Origin of the sequence: Tardiphaga alba (assembly GCF_018279705.1) — a bacterium.
Taxonomy (GTDB): domain Bacteria; phylum Pseudomonadota; class Alphaproteobacteria; order Rhizobiales; family Xanthobacteraceae; genus Tardiphaga; species Tardiphaga alba.
In genome coordinates this window covers 4,549,126-4,567,223 of sequence record NZ_CP036498.1, presented here as the reverse complement: position 1 = coordinate 4,567,223, position 18,098 = coordinate 4,549,126, and the positions used below count along the sequence as shown (strand labels likewise).

General features: G+C 63.9%; 17 protein-coding genes. 7 read left to right on the top strand and 10 right to left on the bottom strand.

Annotation, left to right across the window (positions count from 1 at the left end; all coding sequences use genetic code 11):
* Position 1: 1 nt before the first annotated feature.
* Positions 2-1,081, top strand: coding sequence for a 1,2-phenylacetyl-CoA epoxidase subunit PaaE (paaE, locus tag RPMA_RS21790; RefSeq protein ID WP_211909739.1), 1,080 nt, complete (start codon positions 2-4; stop codon positions 1,079-1,081).
* A gap of 142 nt (positions 1,082-1,223) precedes the next feature.
* On the opposite strand, the gene RPMA_RS21785 is transcribed toward paaE, so the two are convergent.
* The 8 genes from RPMA_RS21785 to paaG form a co-directional block, all read right to left on the bottom strand.
* Positions 1,224-1,649 carry a PaaI family thioesterase gene (locus tag RPMA_RS21785; RefSeq protein WP_211909738.1) on the bottom strand — a complete coding sequence of 142 codons (426 nt, stop codon included), beginning with the start codon at positions 1,647-1,649 and terminating at the stop codon, positions 1,224-1,226.
* A gap of 23 nt (positions 1,650-1,672) precedes the next feature.
* Positions 1,673-2,923 (bottom strand): cytochrome P450, encoded by a 1,251-nt coding sequence (locus RPMA_RS21780; RefSeq protein WP_211909737.1) that lies wholly within the window; start codon positions 2,921-2,923, stop codon positions 1,673-1,675.
* Between the two features lie 117 nt (positions 2,924-3,040).
* The gene (locus RPMA_RS21775) at positions 3,041-3,352 is read right to left on the bottom strand and encodes an EthD family reductase (RefSeq protein WP_211909736.1); all 312 of its coding nucleotides are present in this window, start codon (positions 3,350-3,352) and stop codon (positions 3,041-3,043) included.
* Positions 3,353-3,380: 28 nt separating this feature from the next.
* A complete protein-coding gene (paaZ, locus tag RPMA_RS21770) occupies positions 3,381-5,405 on the bottom strand; it encodes a phenylacetic acid degradation bifunctional protein PaaZ (RefSeq protein WP_211909735.1) in 2,025 nt (674 codons plus the stop codon).
* A gap of 48 nt (positions 5,406-5,453) precedes the next feature.
* Positions 5,454-6,092 (bottom strand): TetR/AcrR family transcriptional regulator, encoded by a 639-nt coding sequence (locus tag RPMA_RS21765; protein WP_211909734.1) that lies wholly within the window; start codon positions 6,090-6,092, stop codon positions 5,454-5,456.
* Positions 6,093-6,115: 23 nt separating this feature from the next.
* The gene (gene paaK, locus RPMA_RS21760) at positions 6,116-7,450 is read right to left on the bottom strand and encodes a phenylacetate--CoA ligase PaaK (protein ID WP_211909733.1); all 1,335 of its coding nucleotides are present in this window, start codon (positions 7,448-7,450) and stop codon (positions 6,116-6,118) included.
* A gap of 24 nt (positions 7,451-7,474) precedes the next feature.
* Complete coding sequence (gene paaI, locus RPMA_RS21755; protein ID WP_211909732.1) at positions 7,475-7,936, bottom strand: hydroxyphenylacetyl-CoA thioesterase PaaI; 462 nt, start codon at positions 7,934-7,936, stop codon at positions 7,475-7,477.
* Positions 7,936-8,727, bottom strand: a complete 792-nt coding sequence (gene paaG / locus RPMA_RS21750) for a 2-(1,2-epoxy-1,2-dihydrophenyl)acetyl-CoA isomerase PaaG (RefSeq protein WP_211909731.1) — start codon at positions 8,725-8,727, stop codon at positions 7,936-7,938. The genes paaI and paaG overlap by 1 nt, the downstream gene beginning before the upstream one ends.
* Before the next feature lie 190 nt (positions 8,728-8,917).
* On the opposite strand from paaG, the gene RPMA_RS21745 reads away from it, so the two are divergent.
* The 5 genes from RPMA_RS21745 to RPMA_RS21725 all read left to right on the top strand — a co-directional run bounded on the left by RPMA_RS21745 (position 8,918) and on the right by RPMA_RS21725 (position 13,477).
* Positions 8,918-10,099: an ABC transporter substrate-binding protein gene (locus RPMA_RS21745; RefSeq protein WP_211909730.1), complete on the top strand. Its 1,182-nt coding sequence runs from the start codon at positions 8,918-8,920 to the stop codon at positions 10,097-10,099.
* 88 nt (positions 10,100-10,187) lie between these two features.
* Complete coding sequence (locus RPMA_RS21740) at positions 10,188-11,060, top strand: branched-chain amino acid ABC transporter permease (protein ID WP_211909729.1); 873 nt, start codon at positions 10,188-10,190, stop codon at positions 11,058-11,060.
* A 2-nt stretch (positions 11,061-11,062) separates the two neighbouring features.
* Positions 11,063-12,004 carry a branched-chain amino acid ABC transporter permease gene (locus RPMA_RS21735; RefSeq protein ID WP_211909728.1) on the top strand — a complete coding sequence of 314 codons (942 nt, stop codon included), beginning with the start codon at positions 11,063-11,065 and terminating at the stop codon, positions 12,002-12,004.
* The gene (locus RPMA_RS21730) at positions 12,001-12,783 is read left to right on the top strand and encodes an ABC transporter ATP-binding protein (protein WP_211909727.1); all 783 of its coding nucleotides are present in this window, start codon (positions 12,001-12,003) and stop codon (positions 12,781-12,783) included. The genes RPMA_RS21735 and RPMA_RS21730 overlap by 4 nt, the downstream gene beginning before the upstream one ends.
* Positions 12,776-13,477: an ABC transporter ATP-binding protein gene (locus tag RPMA_RS21725; RefSeq protein WP_211909726.1), complete on the top strand. Its 702-nt coding sequence runs from the start codon at positions 12,776-12,778 to the stop codon at positions 13,475-13,477. Before RPMA_RS21730 ends, RPMA_RS21725 begins: the two co-directional genes overlap by 8 nt.
* An 86-nt stretch (positions 13,478-13,563) precedes the next feature.
* On the opposite strand, the gene RPMA_RS21720 is transcribed toward RPMA_RS21725, so the two are convergent.
* Positions 13,564-15,192, bottom strand: a complete 1,629-nt coding sequence (locus RPMA_RS21720) for an isocitrate lyase (RefSeq protein WP_211909725.1) — start codon at positions 15,190-15,192, stop codon at positions 13,564-13,566.
* Positions 15,193-15,343: 151 nt separating this feature from the next.
* Here RPMA_RS21720 and RPMA_RS21715 point away from each other — a divergent pair, with 151 nt between their 5' ends.
* The gene (locus RPMA_RS21715) at positions 15,344-16,780 is read left to right on the top strand and encodes a helix-turn-helix domain-containing protein (RefSeq protein WP_211909724.1); all 1,437 of its coding nucleotides are present in this window, start codon (positions 15,344-15,346) and stop codon (positions 16,778-16,780) included.
* A gap of 51 nt (positions 16,781-16,831) precedes the next feature.
* Here RPMA_RS21715 and RPMA_RS21710 read toward each other — a convergent pair whose 3' ends face one another.
* On the bottom strand, positions 16,832-17,791 hold the full coding sequence (locus RPMA_RS21710) for a LysR family transcriptional regulator (RefSeq protein WP_211909723.1): 960 nt from the start codon (positions 17,789-17,791) through the stop codon (positions 16,832-16,834).
* Positions 17,792-18,098: the final 307 nt, after the last annotated feature.

The window sequence follows — 18,098 nt, the reverse complement described above, 5'->3', positions numbered from 1 at the left end:
GATGTCTCATACGCCAAAATTCCATCGTCTTGCCGTCGATGACCTGCGTCGCGAAACGCAAGACGCGGTGTCGATGACCTTTGCGATCCCCGATGATCTCGCTGGCGAATATTCATTCGCGCCCGGCCAGTATCTGACGCTGCGCACCACCATGGATGGCGAGGAAGTGCGCCGCTCCTATTCGATCTGTTCGAGCCCGGACGACCGCGAATTGCGGATCGCCGTAAAGAAGGTCGATGGCGGCGCGTTTTCGAGCTGGGCGCTGGATCACCTGAAGGCCGGCGACGAACTCGACGTGATGACGCCGACCGGCCGCTTCGGTGTGGCGCATGCGCCGGATGATGCGCGCATCCATGTGGGCTTTGCAGCGGGATCGGGCATCACGCCGATCATGTCGATCATCCGCGGCGTGCTCGCGCGCGAGCCGAAGAGCCGCTTCTTCCTGTTCTACGGCAACCGCACCACGTCCGGCATGCTGTTCCGCCAGGCGCTGGAAGAGCTGAAGGACCGCTTCATGGGGCGCCTCTCGGTGTTCCATGTGCTGTCGCAGGAGGAGCAGGACCTGCCGATCCTGAATGGCCGGCTCGATCGCGACAAAGTGGCGATCCTGCTGCGCGCCATGGTGCCGGCGCAGGCGATCGACCACGTCTTCATCTGCGGACCGGTGGCGATGAGCGAGGAGATCGCGGCCACCTGCAGCGAACTCGGCATTGCCGACGAGCGCGTCCATGTGGAGCGCTTCGTCTCGGGACTCGGCGGCAAGCCGCGGCCGAAGGCGATCGTGCTGCCGGAGACGCCGCCCAAGGCGCTGGCCTCGCTGATCGTCGACGGCAAGCGCAAGGACGTGCCGATGGTGGAGGGCGAAACGGTGCTCGACGCCGCGCTGCGCGCCGGCATGGACCTGCCCTATGCCTGCAAGGGCGGCATGTGCAGCACCTGCCGCGCCAAGGTGGTGGAGGGCGAGGCGCAGATGGACGTGAATTATTCGCTGGAGCCGTGGGAGCTGCAGGCTGGCTTCGTGCTGACCTGCCAGGCGCATCCGGTATCTGAGCGGATCGTGATTGACTACGATCAGATGTAATTGAGGCGGCGAGCAAAACTCCATCCCTCATGGTGAGGAGGCGCGTGAGCGCCGTCTCGAACCATGAGTTAGTGAAGCTCCGGAGCCCACGCCATCCTTCGAGACGCGCGCAAGAGCGCGCTCCTCAGGATGAGGGTGGAGCTTACTTGCTCTCGCGCATCAACGCATAGGCGGTCTGCGCCAGCGCGACCGGATTGCTGTCATTCACCGGGCGAATCTCCACGCTGCCGAAGGCCATGGTGCGGCCGATGCGGACGACGTGCGCTTCGGCGAGCAGATCGGTCCCCTTCGCCGGCTTGAGGAAATGCACGGTCTGATCCACGGTGGTCATCGGCAGATAGCCGCCTGCAGCTGCGGATACCGCGAACACCATCGCCGTGTCGGCCAGCGACATCAATGCCTGCCCGCAGACCACGCCGTTGTCGCGGCAGAGTTTGTCCGAAAACCGCATGCGCAGCACGGCGCTGTCAGTCTCGATGCGCTCGACGGAGAGGTCGAGATCCCTGACCCATGATGCGAAGACGGTCTGCAGCAGAGTCGTCGCAGCAGCCTGATCGAATGTCGTCATCGATAGCGTCCTGTTTGTGAGAATTACCCGAGCGTAATGGGCAAAGCGGTGAAGCCGCGAAACCGGGCGCGGCGAGCGCGCTGCGGGTTGCCCGCCGATTTGAAATTCGGAAAGCGTGCGATGAAGCGGCCGATGGCGATGCGGCCTTCCATGCGCGCGAGATTGAGCCCGGCGCAGACGTGCGCACCCGAGGCAAAGGCGAGATGCCGGTTCGGCGCGCGGGCGATATCGAGCTCATCGGGCGATTTGAACTGCGCGGGATCGCGGTTGGCGGCGCCGATGCACAGCGTGATCAGCGAGCCCTTGGGCAGGGGGATTCCAGCGATCTCTGTATCGACGGCAACGCCGCGATTGCCGAGCTGGTTCGAACTCTCGAAACGCAGAAACTCCTCGATGGCGGTGCGGATCAGTGTGGGCTCGTCGATCAGGCGCTGCTTCTGGTCGGGAAAGCGCAGCAAGAGTTCGAGGCCGTTGCCGATCAGATTGGTGGTGGTCTCGTGGCCGGCATTGAGGATGAAGATGCAGTTCTGCAGCAGTTCGACCTCGCTGAGCTTCCCGCCATCGGCGGTCTCGCCGGCGATCAGCCGCGTCAGCACGTCGTGCTCGGCATCGCCGGGCTTGGCGCGGCGATCGGCGACGAGGCGGCGCAAATAGTCGAGGAATTCGGCGACGGCGCGCTCGCCGCGTTCCTGCACCTCCGGCGACAGTTTTGGCTCCAGCGCGCCGAGAATGGCGAGCGACCAGCCGCGCAGCGGGCCGCGTTCGGCATGCGGCACGCCGAGCAGGTTGCCGATGACCTCGATGGGAATGGCGGAGGCAAAGTCCTCGATCAGGTCGACGGAGCCACGGGCTTCCATGGCGTCGAGCAAGCCATCGACGAGCGTGACCAGGCGCGGCTCGGTCTCGGCAATCGCGCGCGGATTGAGCGCGCCGGCGATGAGATGGCGGACGCGGGTGTGGAGCGGTGGATCGTTGAACACGAGGCTTGTCGTGTGATGCTCGAACAGCAGCGAGCCAATGCCGTATTTCGGCGCGAACTCGACCTTCTTGTCGGAGGAGAAACGCGCGGTGTCCTTGTAGATCGCTTCGAGGTCGCCATGTCGCGTCAGGAACAGCGAGCCATCAGGCATGCGGTGGACCGGATCGAGCACCTGCAGCGCGCGATAGGTCGGGTAGGGATCGTCATAGAAGGCGTCTGGCAAAGCCTGCAGCGAAAAGTCGCGCACCAGCGCGCGGTCGCTGTCAGCGGTGGATGGATCGATGGAAACAGCCATGCATGCATCTCCGCTGAGAGGGACTCAAAAACGTATAGGTCAGTGGGGCGAAGAACACCTCTCCCCACCAGGGAGAGGTGAACGCGCTTCGCAATGAAGTTCAGCGCGTATCGATCGTTAGCCAAAAACCTCGTTGATCTGCACCAGCGCCTGGCTGTCGGTGAAGTTCGGGATGTCGGCAAAGATCTCGCGGCCGTGGGCCTTGCCGGCGGCCTTGAAATCATCGAGCGAGCCGAAGGTGAGCAGCGCCATCACCTGATATTCGGCGCCTGACCCATCGGCCTTGCCGAGGCCCTTGACGATCTGCGCCTGCTTGAGGCCATGGGCGCCCCAGCGCTCCTTCACCAGCGGGATATGCGTCTTCTGGTAGTAATCGAGATCGAATTTCGTGCTGCCGGCGACGGGATACATGACGGTAACGAGGATCATCGGTTCTCTCCTGTGTTGATACGTCTGATCAGGCACGCATGGCGTTCATGGTGAGCAGTTCATAAGTCGCAGCGGTGTCGCCCGCGGCGGTGGTGATCTCCACGTCCCAGCGTACTTCACCATATTGCCTGTTGCGCGGCGACTTCTCCTTGGCGGTGAGGCGCACCTTGATGGCTTCGCCGGGCTGCACCGGTTTGACGAAGCGCAGCGAGTCCAGGCCATAATTCGCGAGCACCGGGCCGGGATCGGGATCGACGAACAGGCCGGCGGCGAAGGACAGTAGCAGATAGCCATGGGCGACGCGGCCGGGGAAGAACGGATGCCCCTTGGTCGCCTCCTCGTCCATATGGGCATAGAAAGTGTCGCCGGTGAAATGGGCGAAGTGCTCGATGTCTTCGAGCGTGATGGTGCGCTCCTTCGACGTAAAATTCTGGCCGATGGCGAGATCGTCGAAATGATAGCGGAACGGATGCTTCTCCTCGACCACAGGCGCGCCCTTGGTCCAGCTGCCGGTGATGCCGGCCAGCATGGTGGGCGAGCCCTGCAGGGCCGTGCGCTGCATATAGTGCTGCAGGCTGCGGATGCCGCCGAGTTCCTCGCCGCCGCCGGCGCGGCCGGGGCCGCCATGCACCATCTGCGGCATCGGCGAGCCGTGGCCGGTCTGTTCCTTGCCGCAATCGCGGTCGATAACCACGAGGCGGCCATGGAACGTGCCGATGCCGAAGGTGAGATCGGCAGCGGTCTTGATATCATGCGTATAGAGCGAGGTGACGAGGCTGCCGCCGCCGCGATTGGCAAGCGCGATGGCGTCGTCCAGTCCGTCATAGCCCATCACCGTGCAAACCGGGCCGAAGGCCTCGATCTCATGCACGCTGGCGGCGCGGCGCGCATCGGCGCAATGCAGCAGCAACGGCGGCACGAAGGCGCCGCGCTTGGCGTCTGCGCCCTCGACATTAAAATTGTCGGGGTCGCCGGAGACGAGTTCAGCCTCGCCGCGCAGCTTGGCCAAATGCGCCAGCACATCGCGGCGCTGCGCGAGGCCGACCAGCGCACCCATGCGTACGTTTTCAAGTTCGGGATTGCCGATGGTGATCTTGCCGAGCTTTTCGCGCAAGGCAGTGATGACGGCATCGACATGACCTGACGGGACCATGGCGCGGCGGATCGCCGTGCATTTCTGCCCGGCCTTGACGGTCATCTCCTTGACGACTTCCTTCACGAACAGGTCGAATTCCGGCGTGCCCGGCGCGGCGTCGGGGGCGAGGATCGCGGCATTGAGCGAGTCGCGCTCCGCAATGAAGCGCACGGCCTCGCGTGCGATCACGGGATGGCGCTGCAGGGTCTGCGACGTCTCTGCAGAGCCGGTGAAGGACACGACGTCCTGGCAGGTGAGGTGGTCGAACAGGTCGCCGGTGGAGCCGACCACGAACTGGAATGCACCGGCGGGCAGGATGCCGGAGTCCGCGATCATGCGTGCGAGGGCATGCGCGACATAGGCGGTGACGGTGGCCGGCTTGGTGATGACGGGGACGCCGGCCAGCAGCGCAGGCGCCAGTTTCTCCAGCATGCCCCAGCAGGGGAAGTTGAACGCGTTGATATGCACGGCGGCGCCATGCAGTGGTGCTGCGATGTGCCGGCCGGCAAAGGTGCCGCCTTTCGACAGCGGCTCGACGACGCCGTCGAGCAGGAACGTCGTGTTCGGGAGTTCGCGGCGGCCCTTGCCGGCATAGGCGAACAGCGTGCCGATGCCGCCATCCACGTCGATCATGTTGTCGACGCGCGTCGCGCCGGTCATGAAGGAGAGTTTATACAACTCGTCCTTGCGCTCGGTGATCGCCTGGCCGAGCTTCTTCAGAAGATCCGCGCGCTGATGGAAGGTCAGGCGGCGCAACGCGGGACCGCCTTTCGCGCGCGCATAGTCCAGCGCCTGCTTCATATCCAGCCCGCCGCTCGATGCCTGCGCGACCACCTCGCCGGTGACGGCGCTGGCGATCTCGATCAGGTTCGCCGACGGGGCCGCCCATTGTCCTTGAAAGTAGCTCTGGAGTTTCATGGGACTGCTCTCTTGCTGGAGGAGTTGGAAGTCAGGCGAGATGCTCCGCTACTTGCGCCGCGCAGCGGCGCGTTTCGGCACGGGGGCGGGCACGGCGAGGAGATCGCGCGTGCCGTCGACGATGAGCTTGGTGACGAGATCGGCATAATCGGCGCGGCTGAACGGGCCGTTGTTGCGGAACCAGAGATAGTGCCAGTTCACCATGCCGAACAGCGACATGGTCACCGGCTTCAGCATGGTGGTGTCCTTGAGCTGCGGCGCGATGCCGAGCACGGCGGACGAGAACACGCGCACGAGGTCGCGCTCCATGTTCTTCAGCGCGGTCTGCTGCTCGTCGGAGAGGAAGCGCATGCTGCTGATCTGTACACTGTGCTGGGCGTCGGCGTCGCGATAGGCCTCGAGCAGCGCGCCGACCAGTTCGCGCACCCGCGCCTGCGGCGCTAGGTCGGGCTGATCGGCGGCCTCGACGACCTGGTTGAGGTCTTCGAGATGGACGCGGATCACGTCGAACAGCAGTTGATCCTTGTCCTTGTAGTAGTGATACAGATTGGCCTTCGACACGCCGCAGGCTTCCGCGATCCTGTTCATGGAGGCGCGGTCGTGGCCGTATTCGGAGAAGAGCGCGGCCGAGCGATCGAGGATCGCGCGGCGCTTGTCGTCGTAATTATTGGCGCGGGGTCGTGCCATGCTGAATCGGAGTCCTTTGAAATCTAGCCCTGCGGCCGGCGATCGAGGATGCGCCGGGCCTTGCCGGCCGATCGTTCGATGCTGTCGGCGTCGCGGATGACGACGCGGGAGGAGATGCCGATGGTGTCCTTGATGGCCGATTCCAGGCGATGGGCTGCGGCTTTTCGCGCATCGGGATCGGAGAATTCGGGACGCGCCTCGACGTGAACCTCCATTTCGTCCATGCGGCCCGACCGCGTCAACACGATCTGGTAATGCATGGACAGCTCCGGGATGATCAGGAGCTTCTCTTCAATCTGTGTTGGAAATACATTGACGCCGCGCAGGATGATCATGTCGTCGCTGCGGCCGGTGACCTTCTCCATCCGCCGCATGTTTCGCGCGGTGCCGGGGAGCAGGCGTGTCAGGTCGCGCGTGCGGTAGCGGATGATCGGCATCGCTTCCTTGGTGAGCGAGGTGAAGACGAGTTCGCCTTCCTCGCCATCAGGCAGCACCTTGCCGGTGAAGGGATCGATCACTTCCGGATAGAAGTGATCCTCCCAGATATGCAGGCCGTCCTTGGTCTCGACGCATTCGCTGGCGACGCCGGGGCCGATCACTTCCGACAGGCCGTAGATGTCGACCGCGTGGATGTCGAAAGCTTCCTCGATCTCCTCGCGCATCGCATTTGTCCACGGCTCGGCGCCGAAGATGCCGACGCGCAGCGACGATTTGCGCGGGTCGAGGCCCTGCTTCCTGAATTCATCGAGGATCGCCAGCATGTAGGAGGGCGTCACCATGATGATGTCGGGCTTGAAGTCGTTGATGAGCTGCACCTGCCGCTCGGTCATGCCGCCGGAGACGGGGATCACCGTACAGCCGAGCCGTTCCGCGCCGGCATGGGCGCCGAGGCCGCCGGTGAACAGGCCATAGCCATAGGCATTGTGCAGCTTCATGCCGGCACGGCCGCCGGCCGCGCGGATCGAGCGCGCGACAACGTCGCTCCAGGTGTCGAGATCGCGCCTGGTGTAGCCGACCACGGTGGGCTTGCCGGTGGTGCCCGACGAGGCGTGAATGCGGGCGACGTCCTTCTCCGACACGGCGAACATGCCGAACGGATAGTTGTCGCGCAGATCCGCCTTGGTGGTGAAGGGAAAACGCGCGAGATCGTCGAGACTCTTGAGGTCGTCCGGGCGGATGCCGGCGGCATCGAATTTGGCGCGGTAGTGCGGCACGTTCTCATAGGCGTGGCGCAGCGACCATTTCAGCTGTTCGAACTGCCACGCGCGCAGTTCGGCGGTGGATGCCACCTCGAAGCGGTCGAGTTCGGTGGGCTGCGGCGTGAGTTGGTCCAGCTTGCGCAATGGCATCTGCAACATGGGGCTCTCCCGGACGTCTTTTGCTTATGAGTGTTGTGCCGGCGTGCTACCGAGCAGCTCGCCGGAAATGGTGCGCGAATGGCCGCGGAATTCGGCGACCACCACATTCTTGCTGTCGCGCACCGTGACATCGTAGATGCCGCCGCGCCCGGCCTTCGAGCGCTCGATGGCATGCGCGGTCAGCGTCTCGCCGGCCGGCACCGGGCGCAGGAACGTCACCGCGCATTGCTGCGCGACGGTACGCTGGTTGTAGGTGTTGCAGGCAAAGGCAAAGGCCGAATCCGCCAGCGTGAACATGAAGCCGCCGTGGCAGATGTCGTGGCCGTTGGTCATGTCCTCGCGAACAGGCATGGACAGCACCGCTTCGCCCGGCGCGATGCGGACGATGGACATGCCGAGCGCCTTGCTGGCGCGGTCGTCCTGCCACATCGTGTCGGCGCAAGCCTGCGCGATGTCCTGCGTAGACATGTCGTTGTCTTGCTCCATCACTGCCTCCCGACAAAGCGCGGTGCGCGCTTTTCCATGAAGGCGGTGACGCCTTCGGAATAATCGGGCAGGCGACCGGCGTCGCCCTGCAGGTCGCGTTCGAGATCGAGCTGCTGGTCGAGGCTGTTGGTTTCCGACAGGTCGAAGGCGCGCTTCATCAGCGCGAGACCGGCGGTGGGCTGGGTCGCGAAATGCGCGGCGAGGCGATGCGCCTCGGTCATCAGTTCGGCATCGTCGATGGCCTTCCAGATCATGCCCCAGGCTTCGGCCTGTTCGGCCGCGACGGGCTCGGCAAGCAGCGCGATAGCCCGCGCCCGTGCGACGCCGATCAGGCGCGGCAAAATCCATGTGCCGCCGGCATCGGGCACGAGGCCGAGTTTTGCAAAGGACTGGACGAATTTGGCGGATCGCCCCGCGATCACGATGTCGCCGGCGAAGGCGACATTCGCACCGGCGCCGGCAGCGACGCCGTTCACCGCCGAGATCACCGGCATCGGCAGGCTGCGCAGCTTGCGGATCAGCGGATTGTAGTAAGTCTCGATGGTCGCCGAGAGATCGGGCGTTTCGCCGGGCGTGTAAACGCCATCGGACAAATCCTGGCCGGCGCAGAAGCCGCGGCCAGCGCCGGTGAGGATGATGGCGCGGCAGGATGTGTCGGCTTCGGCGGCGATCAGGGCGGCCATCAGCGCCTTGTGCATCGCGGCCGTAAACGAGTTCAGCCGGTCCGGCCTGTTGAGCATCAGGACGCGGTAGCCGTCCCGGATATCCGTCACGACGAGCTCGGGCTCCATCGCTTCCTCCCATGGGTCGAAATGCGGCTCTGCGCCGTTCTGACGCTTATGCTACTATTGACCAACCGGTCGGTCAACCATTATGGTTCGTCCTACGTTCGGAGGACATCGCGCGCCGCATGGCCGTCAGATGCACCGCGAATGCCGGGCAAGCTCGAAAACGAGCGGCCTTCATAGGGAGGAGAGCGAGATGTCGAGACAATCGCAGTTCAAGAATCTGTTCATGGCCGCAGCGGTCGCGCTGCCCGCATCCATCATGTCATTCACCGGCACCGCGTCGGCGCAGCAGACGGTGAAGATCGGCTCGGTGCTGTCGGTCACGGGTCCCGCGTCGTTCCTCGGCGAGCCCGAAGACAAGACGCTGCGCATGTATGTGGACAAGATCAATGCCGCGGGCGGCGTTGCAGGCAAGAAGATCGAACTCGTGATCTATGATGACGGCGGCGATGCCAACAAGGCGCGCACCTTCGCCACGCGTCTCGTGGAAGACGACAAGGTCGTCGCCATGGTGGGCGGCTCCACCACCGGCACCACGATGGCGATGATCCCGGTGTTCGAGGAAGCGCAGGTGCCGTTCATCTCGCTGGCCGGCGCCATCGAGGTCGTCGAGCCCGTGCGTAAATTCGTGTTCAAGACACCGCATACCGACAAGATGGCCTGCGAGAAGATCTTCGAGAATCTCAAGCAGCGCAGTTTCACCAAGATCGCCATGATCTCCGGCACCGACGGCTTCGGCGCATCGATGCGCGCGCAATGCGTGAAGGTGGCGCCGACCTATGGCGTGCAGATCGTCGCGGAAGAAACCTATGGCCCGCGCGACAGCGACATGACGGCGCAGCTCACCAAGATCAAGGCGGCGCCCGGCATCCAGGCCGTGGTCAATCCGGGCTTCGGCCAGGGTCCGGCGATCGTGACGCGCAACTATGCGCAGCTCGGCATGTCGTCGACGCCGCTCTATCAGAGCCACGGCGTTGCATCCAAGAGCTTCATCGAACTGGCGGGCCCGGCGGCTGAAGGCGTTCGCCTCCCGGCGGCGGCGCTGCTGGTCGGCGACAAGCTGCCCGACAACGATCCGCAGAAGAAGGTCGTCGTCGACTACAAGTCGACCTTCGAGGCGACCGCGAAGCAGCCGGTCTCGACCTTCGGCGGCCATGCCTATGATGGCCTCTTCATCATGGTCGAGGCGATGAAGCGCGCCAACTCCACCGATGCCAAGAAGGTGCGCGACGAGATTGAGAAGACCAAGGGCTTTGTCGGCACCGGCGGCATCGTCACCATGTCGCCGACCGATCACCTCGGCCTCGATCTCAGCGCCTTCCGTATGCTGGAAGTGAAGGGCGGCGACTGGACGTTGCTGCCGCCTGGCACCTGAGACGTCCCGCGCTCCCTGCGCGCGTGACAGTGCGCAGGGGCGTTTTCTCCCCGCATGATTGCAGTGGCAAGGAAAGCCGTTCTCAGGCATGGCCGAGTTTTTCCAATTTCTGGTCTCCGGGCTGACGGTCGGCGCGGTCTATGCGCTGGTCGCGCTTGGCTTCACGCTGATCTACAACGCATCCGACGTCGTGAATTTCGCGCAAGGCGAATTCGTCATGCTCGGCGGCATGGTGACGGTGTTCGCCCATGCCGCGGGCGTGCCGTTGCCGCTGGCGGCGCTGCTCGCCATTGCCGTCGCTGTTGTCGTCGGCATCGGTCTGTACTGGCTGGCCATCGCGCCGGCGCGGGGGGCGTCGGCCGTGTCGCTGATCATCATCACCATCGGCGCATCGATCTTTCTGCGTGGCGTCGCGCAGGTGGTGTTCGACAAGCAGTTCCACAAGCTGCCGTCATTTTCCGGCGACACGCCGGTGCAGATGATGGGCGCGGCGGTGCAGCCACAGAGCTTCTGGGTCATCGGCGGCGCGGCCGTGGTCGTGCTGTTGCTTTATGTGTTTCTCGAACGCACGCTGGTCGGCAAGGCCGTGCTGGCGACCTCGGCAAACAAGCTGGCGGCAAAACTTGTCGGCATCAACACGGCGACCATCATGGCACTCGCCTTTGGCGGCTCGGCAGCCATCGGCGGCATTGCCGGTGTGCTGATCACGCCGATCACGCTCACCAGCTACGATGTCGGCACGCTGCTGGCCCTCAAGGGCTTTGCGGCTGCGATGCTGGGTGGCATGGGCAATCCGCTCGGCGCACTGGCCGGCGGCCTGCTGCTCGGCCTGCTGGAAGCTTTCGGTGCCGGCTATGTCAGCTCCACCTATAAGGACGCCTTCGCCTTCATCGTCATCCTCGCGGTCCTGTTCGTGGCCCCGCAGGGCCTGTTCGGCCGCCGCGCCGTCGAGAGGGTGTGACGATGCGTGAATGGTTCCGGCATCGCTATGTCAGTCTCGTCGTCCTCGCGGTGGTCATTGCGCTGCTGCCGCTGGTCTTCCCGTCGAGCTATTATTATCGCGTCGCTGCGCTGGTCTGGGTCTCGGCGCTGGCGGCGATCGGCCTCAACATCCTGATGGGCAAGGCCGGGCAGGTCAGTCTCGGCCATGCCGGCTTCTTCGGAATCGGCGCCTATGCAGTGGCGATCGGTCCCACGCATTTCGGCGTTCCGTCCTTCGCATCGTTGCTGATTGGCGCCGTGCTGTCGGCGGTGCTGGCCTATCTCGTGGGGCGTCCGATCCTGCGGCTGAAAGGGCACTATCTCGCCATCGCCACGCTCGGCCTCGGCGTGCTGGTTGCGCTTGCGATCACCACCGAAAGTCGCTGGACCGGCGGGCCGGATGGCATGCCGGTGGCAAAGCTCGTGATCTTCGGCTGGCGCGCGAGCGGCTCCGACACCTGGTACTGGATCACGGCGGGCATGCTGCTGGTGGGCACGTGGCTGGCGCTCAATCTCGACGACACGCCCACCGGCCGCGCGTTTCGCGCCTTGCATGACAGCGAGATCGCGGCGCGGGTCGCCGGCGTGAACGTCAATCGCTTCAAGCTGCAGGCCTTCGTCATCGCGGCCGTCTATGCCTCGCTGGCTGGCTCCGCGCTGGCGCTGATGAACGGGTTCGTCAATCCGGACCAGGCGGGCTTCCTGCATTCCGTCGAAATGGTCACCATGGTCGTGCTCGGCGGGCTCGGCTCGGTGATCGGCAGCATCGTCGGTGCGGCCGTGCTCATCATGCTGCCGCAGGCACTGACGATCTTCCAGGAATACGAGCATCTGCTGCTCGGTTTCATCATCATCGTGTCGATGATCTTCATGCGCGACGGCATCGTGCCGATGCTGGCGAAGTGGATGGGACGACGGGCATGACGGTTCTCAAAGCAAGCGATATCGGCATCGCCTTTGGTGGCCTCAAGGCCATCGATGGCGTCGGCTTCTCCGTCAATGCCGGCGAGATCTTCTCCATCATCGGGCCGAACGGTGCCGGCAAGACGACCTTGTTCAACGTCATCTCCGGCATCTACATCGCCGGGCAGGGACGGATCGAACTGGACGGCCAAGATGTCACTGGTCTTGAACCGGATGCACTGGCGGCGCGCGGGCTGTCGCGCACATTCCAGAACCTGCAGATCTTCCAGCGCATGACCGCAGCGGAGAATGTCATGGTCGGCCGGCATCTGCAGGAGAAGTGCAACCTGTTCGCCGACCTGTTCCGCCTGCCATCGGTGTCGCGCCAGAACACGACGACGCGCGATGCCGCGCTGGCGCTGCTCGACGAGGTCGGCCTGCGCGCGGATGCGGACAAGCTGGCGGGCTCGCTGTCCTATGGCGCCTGCAAGCGGCTCGAAATCGCGCGGGCGCTCGCGGCGGAACCGCGCGTGCTGCTGCTCGATGAACCCGCGGCGGGCTGCAACGCGGTGGAGACCGAAGAGATCGACGCGCTGATCTGCAAGGTCGCGAAGAAGGGCGTCGCGGTGGTGCTGGTCGAGCACGACATGAAGCTGGTGATGAAGATTTCCGACCGCATCCTGGTGCTCGAGCGCGGGCGGCCGCTGGTCGAGGGAACGCCGGACGAGGTCCGCGCCGATCCGGCGGTGCTGGAGGCCTATCTCGGCAAACATGGTGCGCGGGAGGCTGCCCGTGCTTGAGATTTCCAATCTCCGCAGCGCCTATGGCCGCATCGAAGTGCTGAAGGGCATCTCGCTGCAGGTGCGCGCCAATGAAATCGTGGCGCTGGTCGGCTCCAACGGCGCCGGGAAGACCACGCTGCTGCGCGCTTTGTCCGGCGTGCAACCGGCGCGGGGCGAAGTCACCTTTCTCGGTGAGCGCATCGAAAAGCTGCCGCCGCATCGCCGCGTCGCGCGCGGCATCCTGCAGTCGCCCGAAGGCCGGCAGATTTTCGGCTCGCTGTCGGTGCAGGACAATCTCCGGCTCGGCGGCTATCTCCGCAAGGACAAGGCCATCGACGAGGATCGCGACCGCATCTTCGAGATGTTCCCGATCCTGAACGAGAAGCGTCATTTGCTTGCGGGCGGCTTGTCCGGCGGCCAGCAGCAGATGCTGGCGATCGGCCGCGCGCTGATGGGCAAGCCTAAGCTGTTGCTGCTCGACGAGCCGTCGCTCGGCCTGTCGCCGCTGTTGGTCGATCAGATCATCGCCGCCATCGTCTCGCTGCGCGCGGCGGGGATCACGGTGCTGTTGGTGGAGCAGAACGCCGTCGCGGCGCTGGAAATCGCCGATCGCGGCTATGTCATCGAGACCGGGCAGATCGTGCATGAAGGCGCGGCTTCGGCGCTGCTCTCGGACCCGAAGGTGATGTCGGCCTATCTCGGCATCGACTGACGGCGCATTGCGCCAAGCATCATTCAAACGACAACGGCCTGGAGCGTGAGCCCCAGGCCGTCGTTTTTGCAGGACGCCAGTTCTGATTAGAACTGGTTCATCGTGTTGTGCGCGCCGCCGGCCTTGAGGGCCGCTTCACCGGCGAAGTATTCCTTGTGGTCGTCGCCGATGTCGGAGCCGGCCATGTTCTGATGCTTCACGCAGGCGATGCTCTGGCGAATTTCTTCGCGCTGAACATTCTTCACGTAGCCCAGCATGCCCTGCTCGCCGAAATAAGCCTTGGCGAGCGTGTCGGTGGACAGCGCGGCCGTGTGATAGGTCGGCAGCGTGATCAGGTGGTGGAAGATGCCAGCGCGCTTCGCCGAATCCGCCTGGAAGGTGCGGATCAGTTCGTCGGCCTGCTTCGCCAGTTCGGTGTCGTCATACTCGGCCTTCATCAGTTCGGCGCGGTTGTACTTGCTGACATCCTTGCCGGCCGCCTTCATCTCGTCGAACACCTGCCAGCGGAAGTTCAGCGTCCAGTTGAAGGACGGCGAGTTGTTGTAGGCCAGCTTGGCATTCGGCACGACTTCGCGAATGCGATCGACCATGACGGCGATCTGCTCAACATTCGGACGTTCGGTTTCGATCCACAGCAGGTCGGAGCCGTTCTGCAGCGAGGTGATGCAGTCGAGCACGACGCGGTCCTGGCCGGTGCCTTCGCGGAACTGGTACAGATTGCTCGCCAGGCGCTTTGGACGCATCAGCTTGCCGTTGCGGGTGATGACGACATCGCCATTGCCGATGTTCGACGCATCGACTTCCTCGCAGTCGAGGAAGCTGTTGTACTGGTCGCCGAGATCGCCGGGCTTGTGGCTGACAGCGATCTGCTGCGTCAGGCCTGCGCCGAGCGAGTCGGTGCGGGTGACGACGACGCCGTCTTCGACGCCGAGTTCGAGGAAGGCGTGACGGCAGGCGCGGATCTTCGCCAGGAAGACCTCATGCGGCACGGTGACCTTGCCGTCCTGATGGCCGCACTGCTTCTCGTCCGAGACCTGGTTCTCGATCTGCAGCGCGCAGGCGCCGGCTTCGATCATCTTCTTGGCGAGCAGATAAGTCGCTTCCGCATTGCCGAAGCCGGCATCGATATCGGCGATGACGGGGACGACATGGGTCTGGAAGTTGTCGATCGAATTGATCAGCTCTTCTTCCGTGGCCTTGTCGCCGGCCTTGCGGGCAGCGTCGAGCGCACGGAACGTGTTGCTGAGCTCGCGCGAGTCGGCCTGACGCAGGAAGGTGTAGAGCTCTTCGATCAGCGCCGGCACCGAGGTCTTCTCATGCATCGACTGATCCGGCAGCGGGCCGAATTCGGAACGCAGTGCAGCGATCATCCAGCCCGAGAGATAGAGATAGGTGCGGTCGGTGGTGCCGAAATGCTTCTTCACCGAGATCAGCTTCTGCTGCGCGATGAAGCCGTGCCAGCAACCCAGCGACTGCGTGTACTTGGTCGCGTCATTGTCATAGCGGGCCATGTCGGCGCGCATCTGCGCGGCGGTGAAGCGCGCGATGTCGAGGCCGGTCTTGAAACGGTTCTGCAGGCGCATGCGGGCAATGGCTTCGGCACCCACGCCATTCCAAGTCGGCTTGGTCTTCAGCAGCGCAGCCGCGGCTTCGACTTCGCTCGCATAGGAGCCGGTGCGGGTGAACTGATCGATATCGCGCGGTTGGAAATTCATGGGTCCGATCCCTCTGTGTTCGACGATGTGTCTAACGTCCGTTCTAAGCCGGGGATCGCTGGGAGCTAGACGGAACGCGGCTAACTTGTCATACTTTACAAAGACTAGGTGTAAGGTTGTAAGGTATAACAATTGGTACTAAGGTAGCGATATGGCGCCATCGGGAGGTCGTTCTGTCTTTATTGGCCCACGTCTGCGGCGGTTGCGGCGCGACCTCGGCCTGACCCAGGCCGACATGGCCGCCGATCTCGAGATTTCGGCACCTTACGTGGCGTTGCTGGAGCGCAACCAGCGGCCGATGACGGCCGACATGCTGCTGCGGCTGGCGCGAACTTACACGATCGATCTGGCGGATCTCGCCGGTGATGGCGGCGCGGATTCCACCGCGCGGCTGCAGTCGATCCTGAAAGAGCCGATGTTCTCCGACATCGACATTCCCTCGCTCGAGATCAGCGATCTCGCGGTGAGCTATCCCGGCATGGCCGAAGCATTTCTGCGGCTCTATACGGCGTATCGCGAGGAGCAACTGGCCCTCGCAGAGCGCCGCGGGCCTGCCACTGTTGGTGGCGCCTCGGATGAGGGTGGTGGTTACGATGCCAATGATCCCGTCGCGGAAGTCCGCCGGTTCCTCGCGGCGCGCCGTAACAATTTTGCTGCGCTGGACGATGCGGCCGAGCGTCTTGCACAGGCGACGTCGGGCACCAGCGGCTTCATCGAACGGCTGAAGACGCGCCACAAGCTGCAGGTGCGCTATATGCCGCCGGACGTTATGCTCGGCTCCGTCCGGCGCCTCGATCTGCATCGCCGGCAATTGTTGCTGGAAGACTCGCTCGATACGGCGAGTCTCAACTTCCAGCTTGCGCAGCAGCTGGCCTATCTCGAATTGGCCAATGAGATCGGTGCGGCGTTGGAAGACAGTCAGTTCACCAGCAAGAGCGCCGAACTGCTGGCGCGTCGTGCGCTCGCCAGTTATGCGGCGGCTGCGATCGTGATGCCTTATGCCGCCTTTGCGCGTGCGGCGGAGACGCGCCGCTACGATCTCGAAGCGCTGGCGCGTCAGTTCGGCGTCAGTTTCGAGCAGGTGGCGCATCGCATCACCACATTGCAGCGCCCGGGATCCGAGAAGGTGCCGTTCTTTCTGATCCGCGTCGATCCCGCCGGCAATATTTCAAAACTGCTCGATGGCGCCGGTTTTCCCTTCGCGAAACATGGCGGCGCGTGTCCGCTGTGGTCGGTGCACAGCGTCTTCCGTACGCCGCGTCAGACCGTGACGCAGTGGCTGGAACTGCCCGACGGACAGCGCTTCTTCTCCATCGCGCGCACGGTGACGGCCGGCGGCGGCTCATTCGGCGCCGAACGCGTCGAGCGCGCGATTGCGGTGGGATGCGCGGCCGAGCATGCGGAAAAGCTGGTCTATACGCGCGACAATCTCGGCCCGCGCGCGGATGCGCCGACGCCCGTGGGCGTTGCCTGTCGCGTCTGCCATCGTCCGCGTTGCGCCGCGCGTTCGGCGCTGCCGATCGGCCGCGAGCTGTTGCCTGACGATTTCAGAACGTTAAGCGTGCCGTTCGGATTTTCGGCGGAATAAAATGCGACCCGCGAGCGGAGGTGATGCGGTGTGAGCATCTTCCGGCGATGCTCAGATCGAGAGCGACGCCTCGTTGCCATGCATGGCTCTTGTCGCGATCGACAATCCGTCACCAGGGCGAGGTAACCGGTATGTCGCGGCCAGGGCGCGGAAGTTGCGCGATGCTGCGGTTTCCCATTTCGGCGCGTGAGCGATCGCAAGAGAAATCGGCGCCATCGTCTGCAGGTCCGGAAGTTGCCGGAACCGGACATTGGATGACTGGTTGCGCGTTGCGGCCGACGGCACTAGAGCGACGCCAAGCCCGCTATCGACGAGGCTGATCACCGTCTGCACCTGCACCGCCTCCTGCGAGACTTTCGGAACGAAGCCGGCATTCTGGCATGCGAATGACAGCATGGCGTGCAAGCTCGGGACGATGGCGGCGGAATAGGTGACGAATGGCTCCTCACGCAAATCCGCAAGCGAAAGGTCGTCCCGCGCGGCTAGCGGGTGGTCGCGGTGCAACGCCAGAACCAGATGATCTTCCTCGATGGTTTGCAGAACGCATTCCGTCGTCCGTGCCACAGGCGCCCGGACAATGCCGAGATCCATGCTGCCCTGTTCGATCTGCGCGAGAATTTCACTCGACGTGGATTCCCTGAGCTGAAGTTGCACATGCGGGAATGCGGCGCGGTGCGCAGGGATGAGACGCGGCAGCGCGGCATAAGTCGCCGTTCCGACAAAGCCGATCGACAGCGTGCCGGCTTCGCCGATGGCTGCGGACTGTGCGATGCGGAGCGCCTGGTCAGCCTCGAACAGCGTCCGCCGTGCATGATCGAGGAACAGCTTGCCGAATGCGGTGAGCCGCATGTCGCGGGTGGATCGTTCGAACAGCGGTGCGCGCAGCTCGTCTTCGAGCTTGCGGATTGAAACGGATAGCGCTGGCTGGGCCATGTTCAGGCGGTCCGCCGCCCGGCGGAAATTCATGGTCTCGGCAAGCATCACGAATTGCCGGAGTTGGCGGAGCTCCATTGATACGAAATCCGTATAAATCGTTTCGATATCGATATTAGATCGTGAAGGGACGGCTCGCTACACCTCAGTCAGTAAAGAATCTCGGAGGAACGATGCGCCAGCGTGCCGGTCAGGCGCTCTTTGGATGCTTCAGGCACAATCACCGGGCATGTCTCTCGCCGCGCGTCCACTTCTCGTTGACATCACTCGCGATCCCGACCTTCCCGTGTCAGCCATTGTGTCACAGGGCCGGACGGTGCTGGTCTTCGTAACTCCGCGGATATCCAGCATCCACTTCGAGAAAAACAAAATCAGAACCACACGA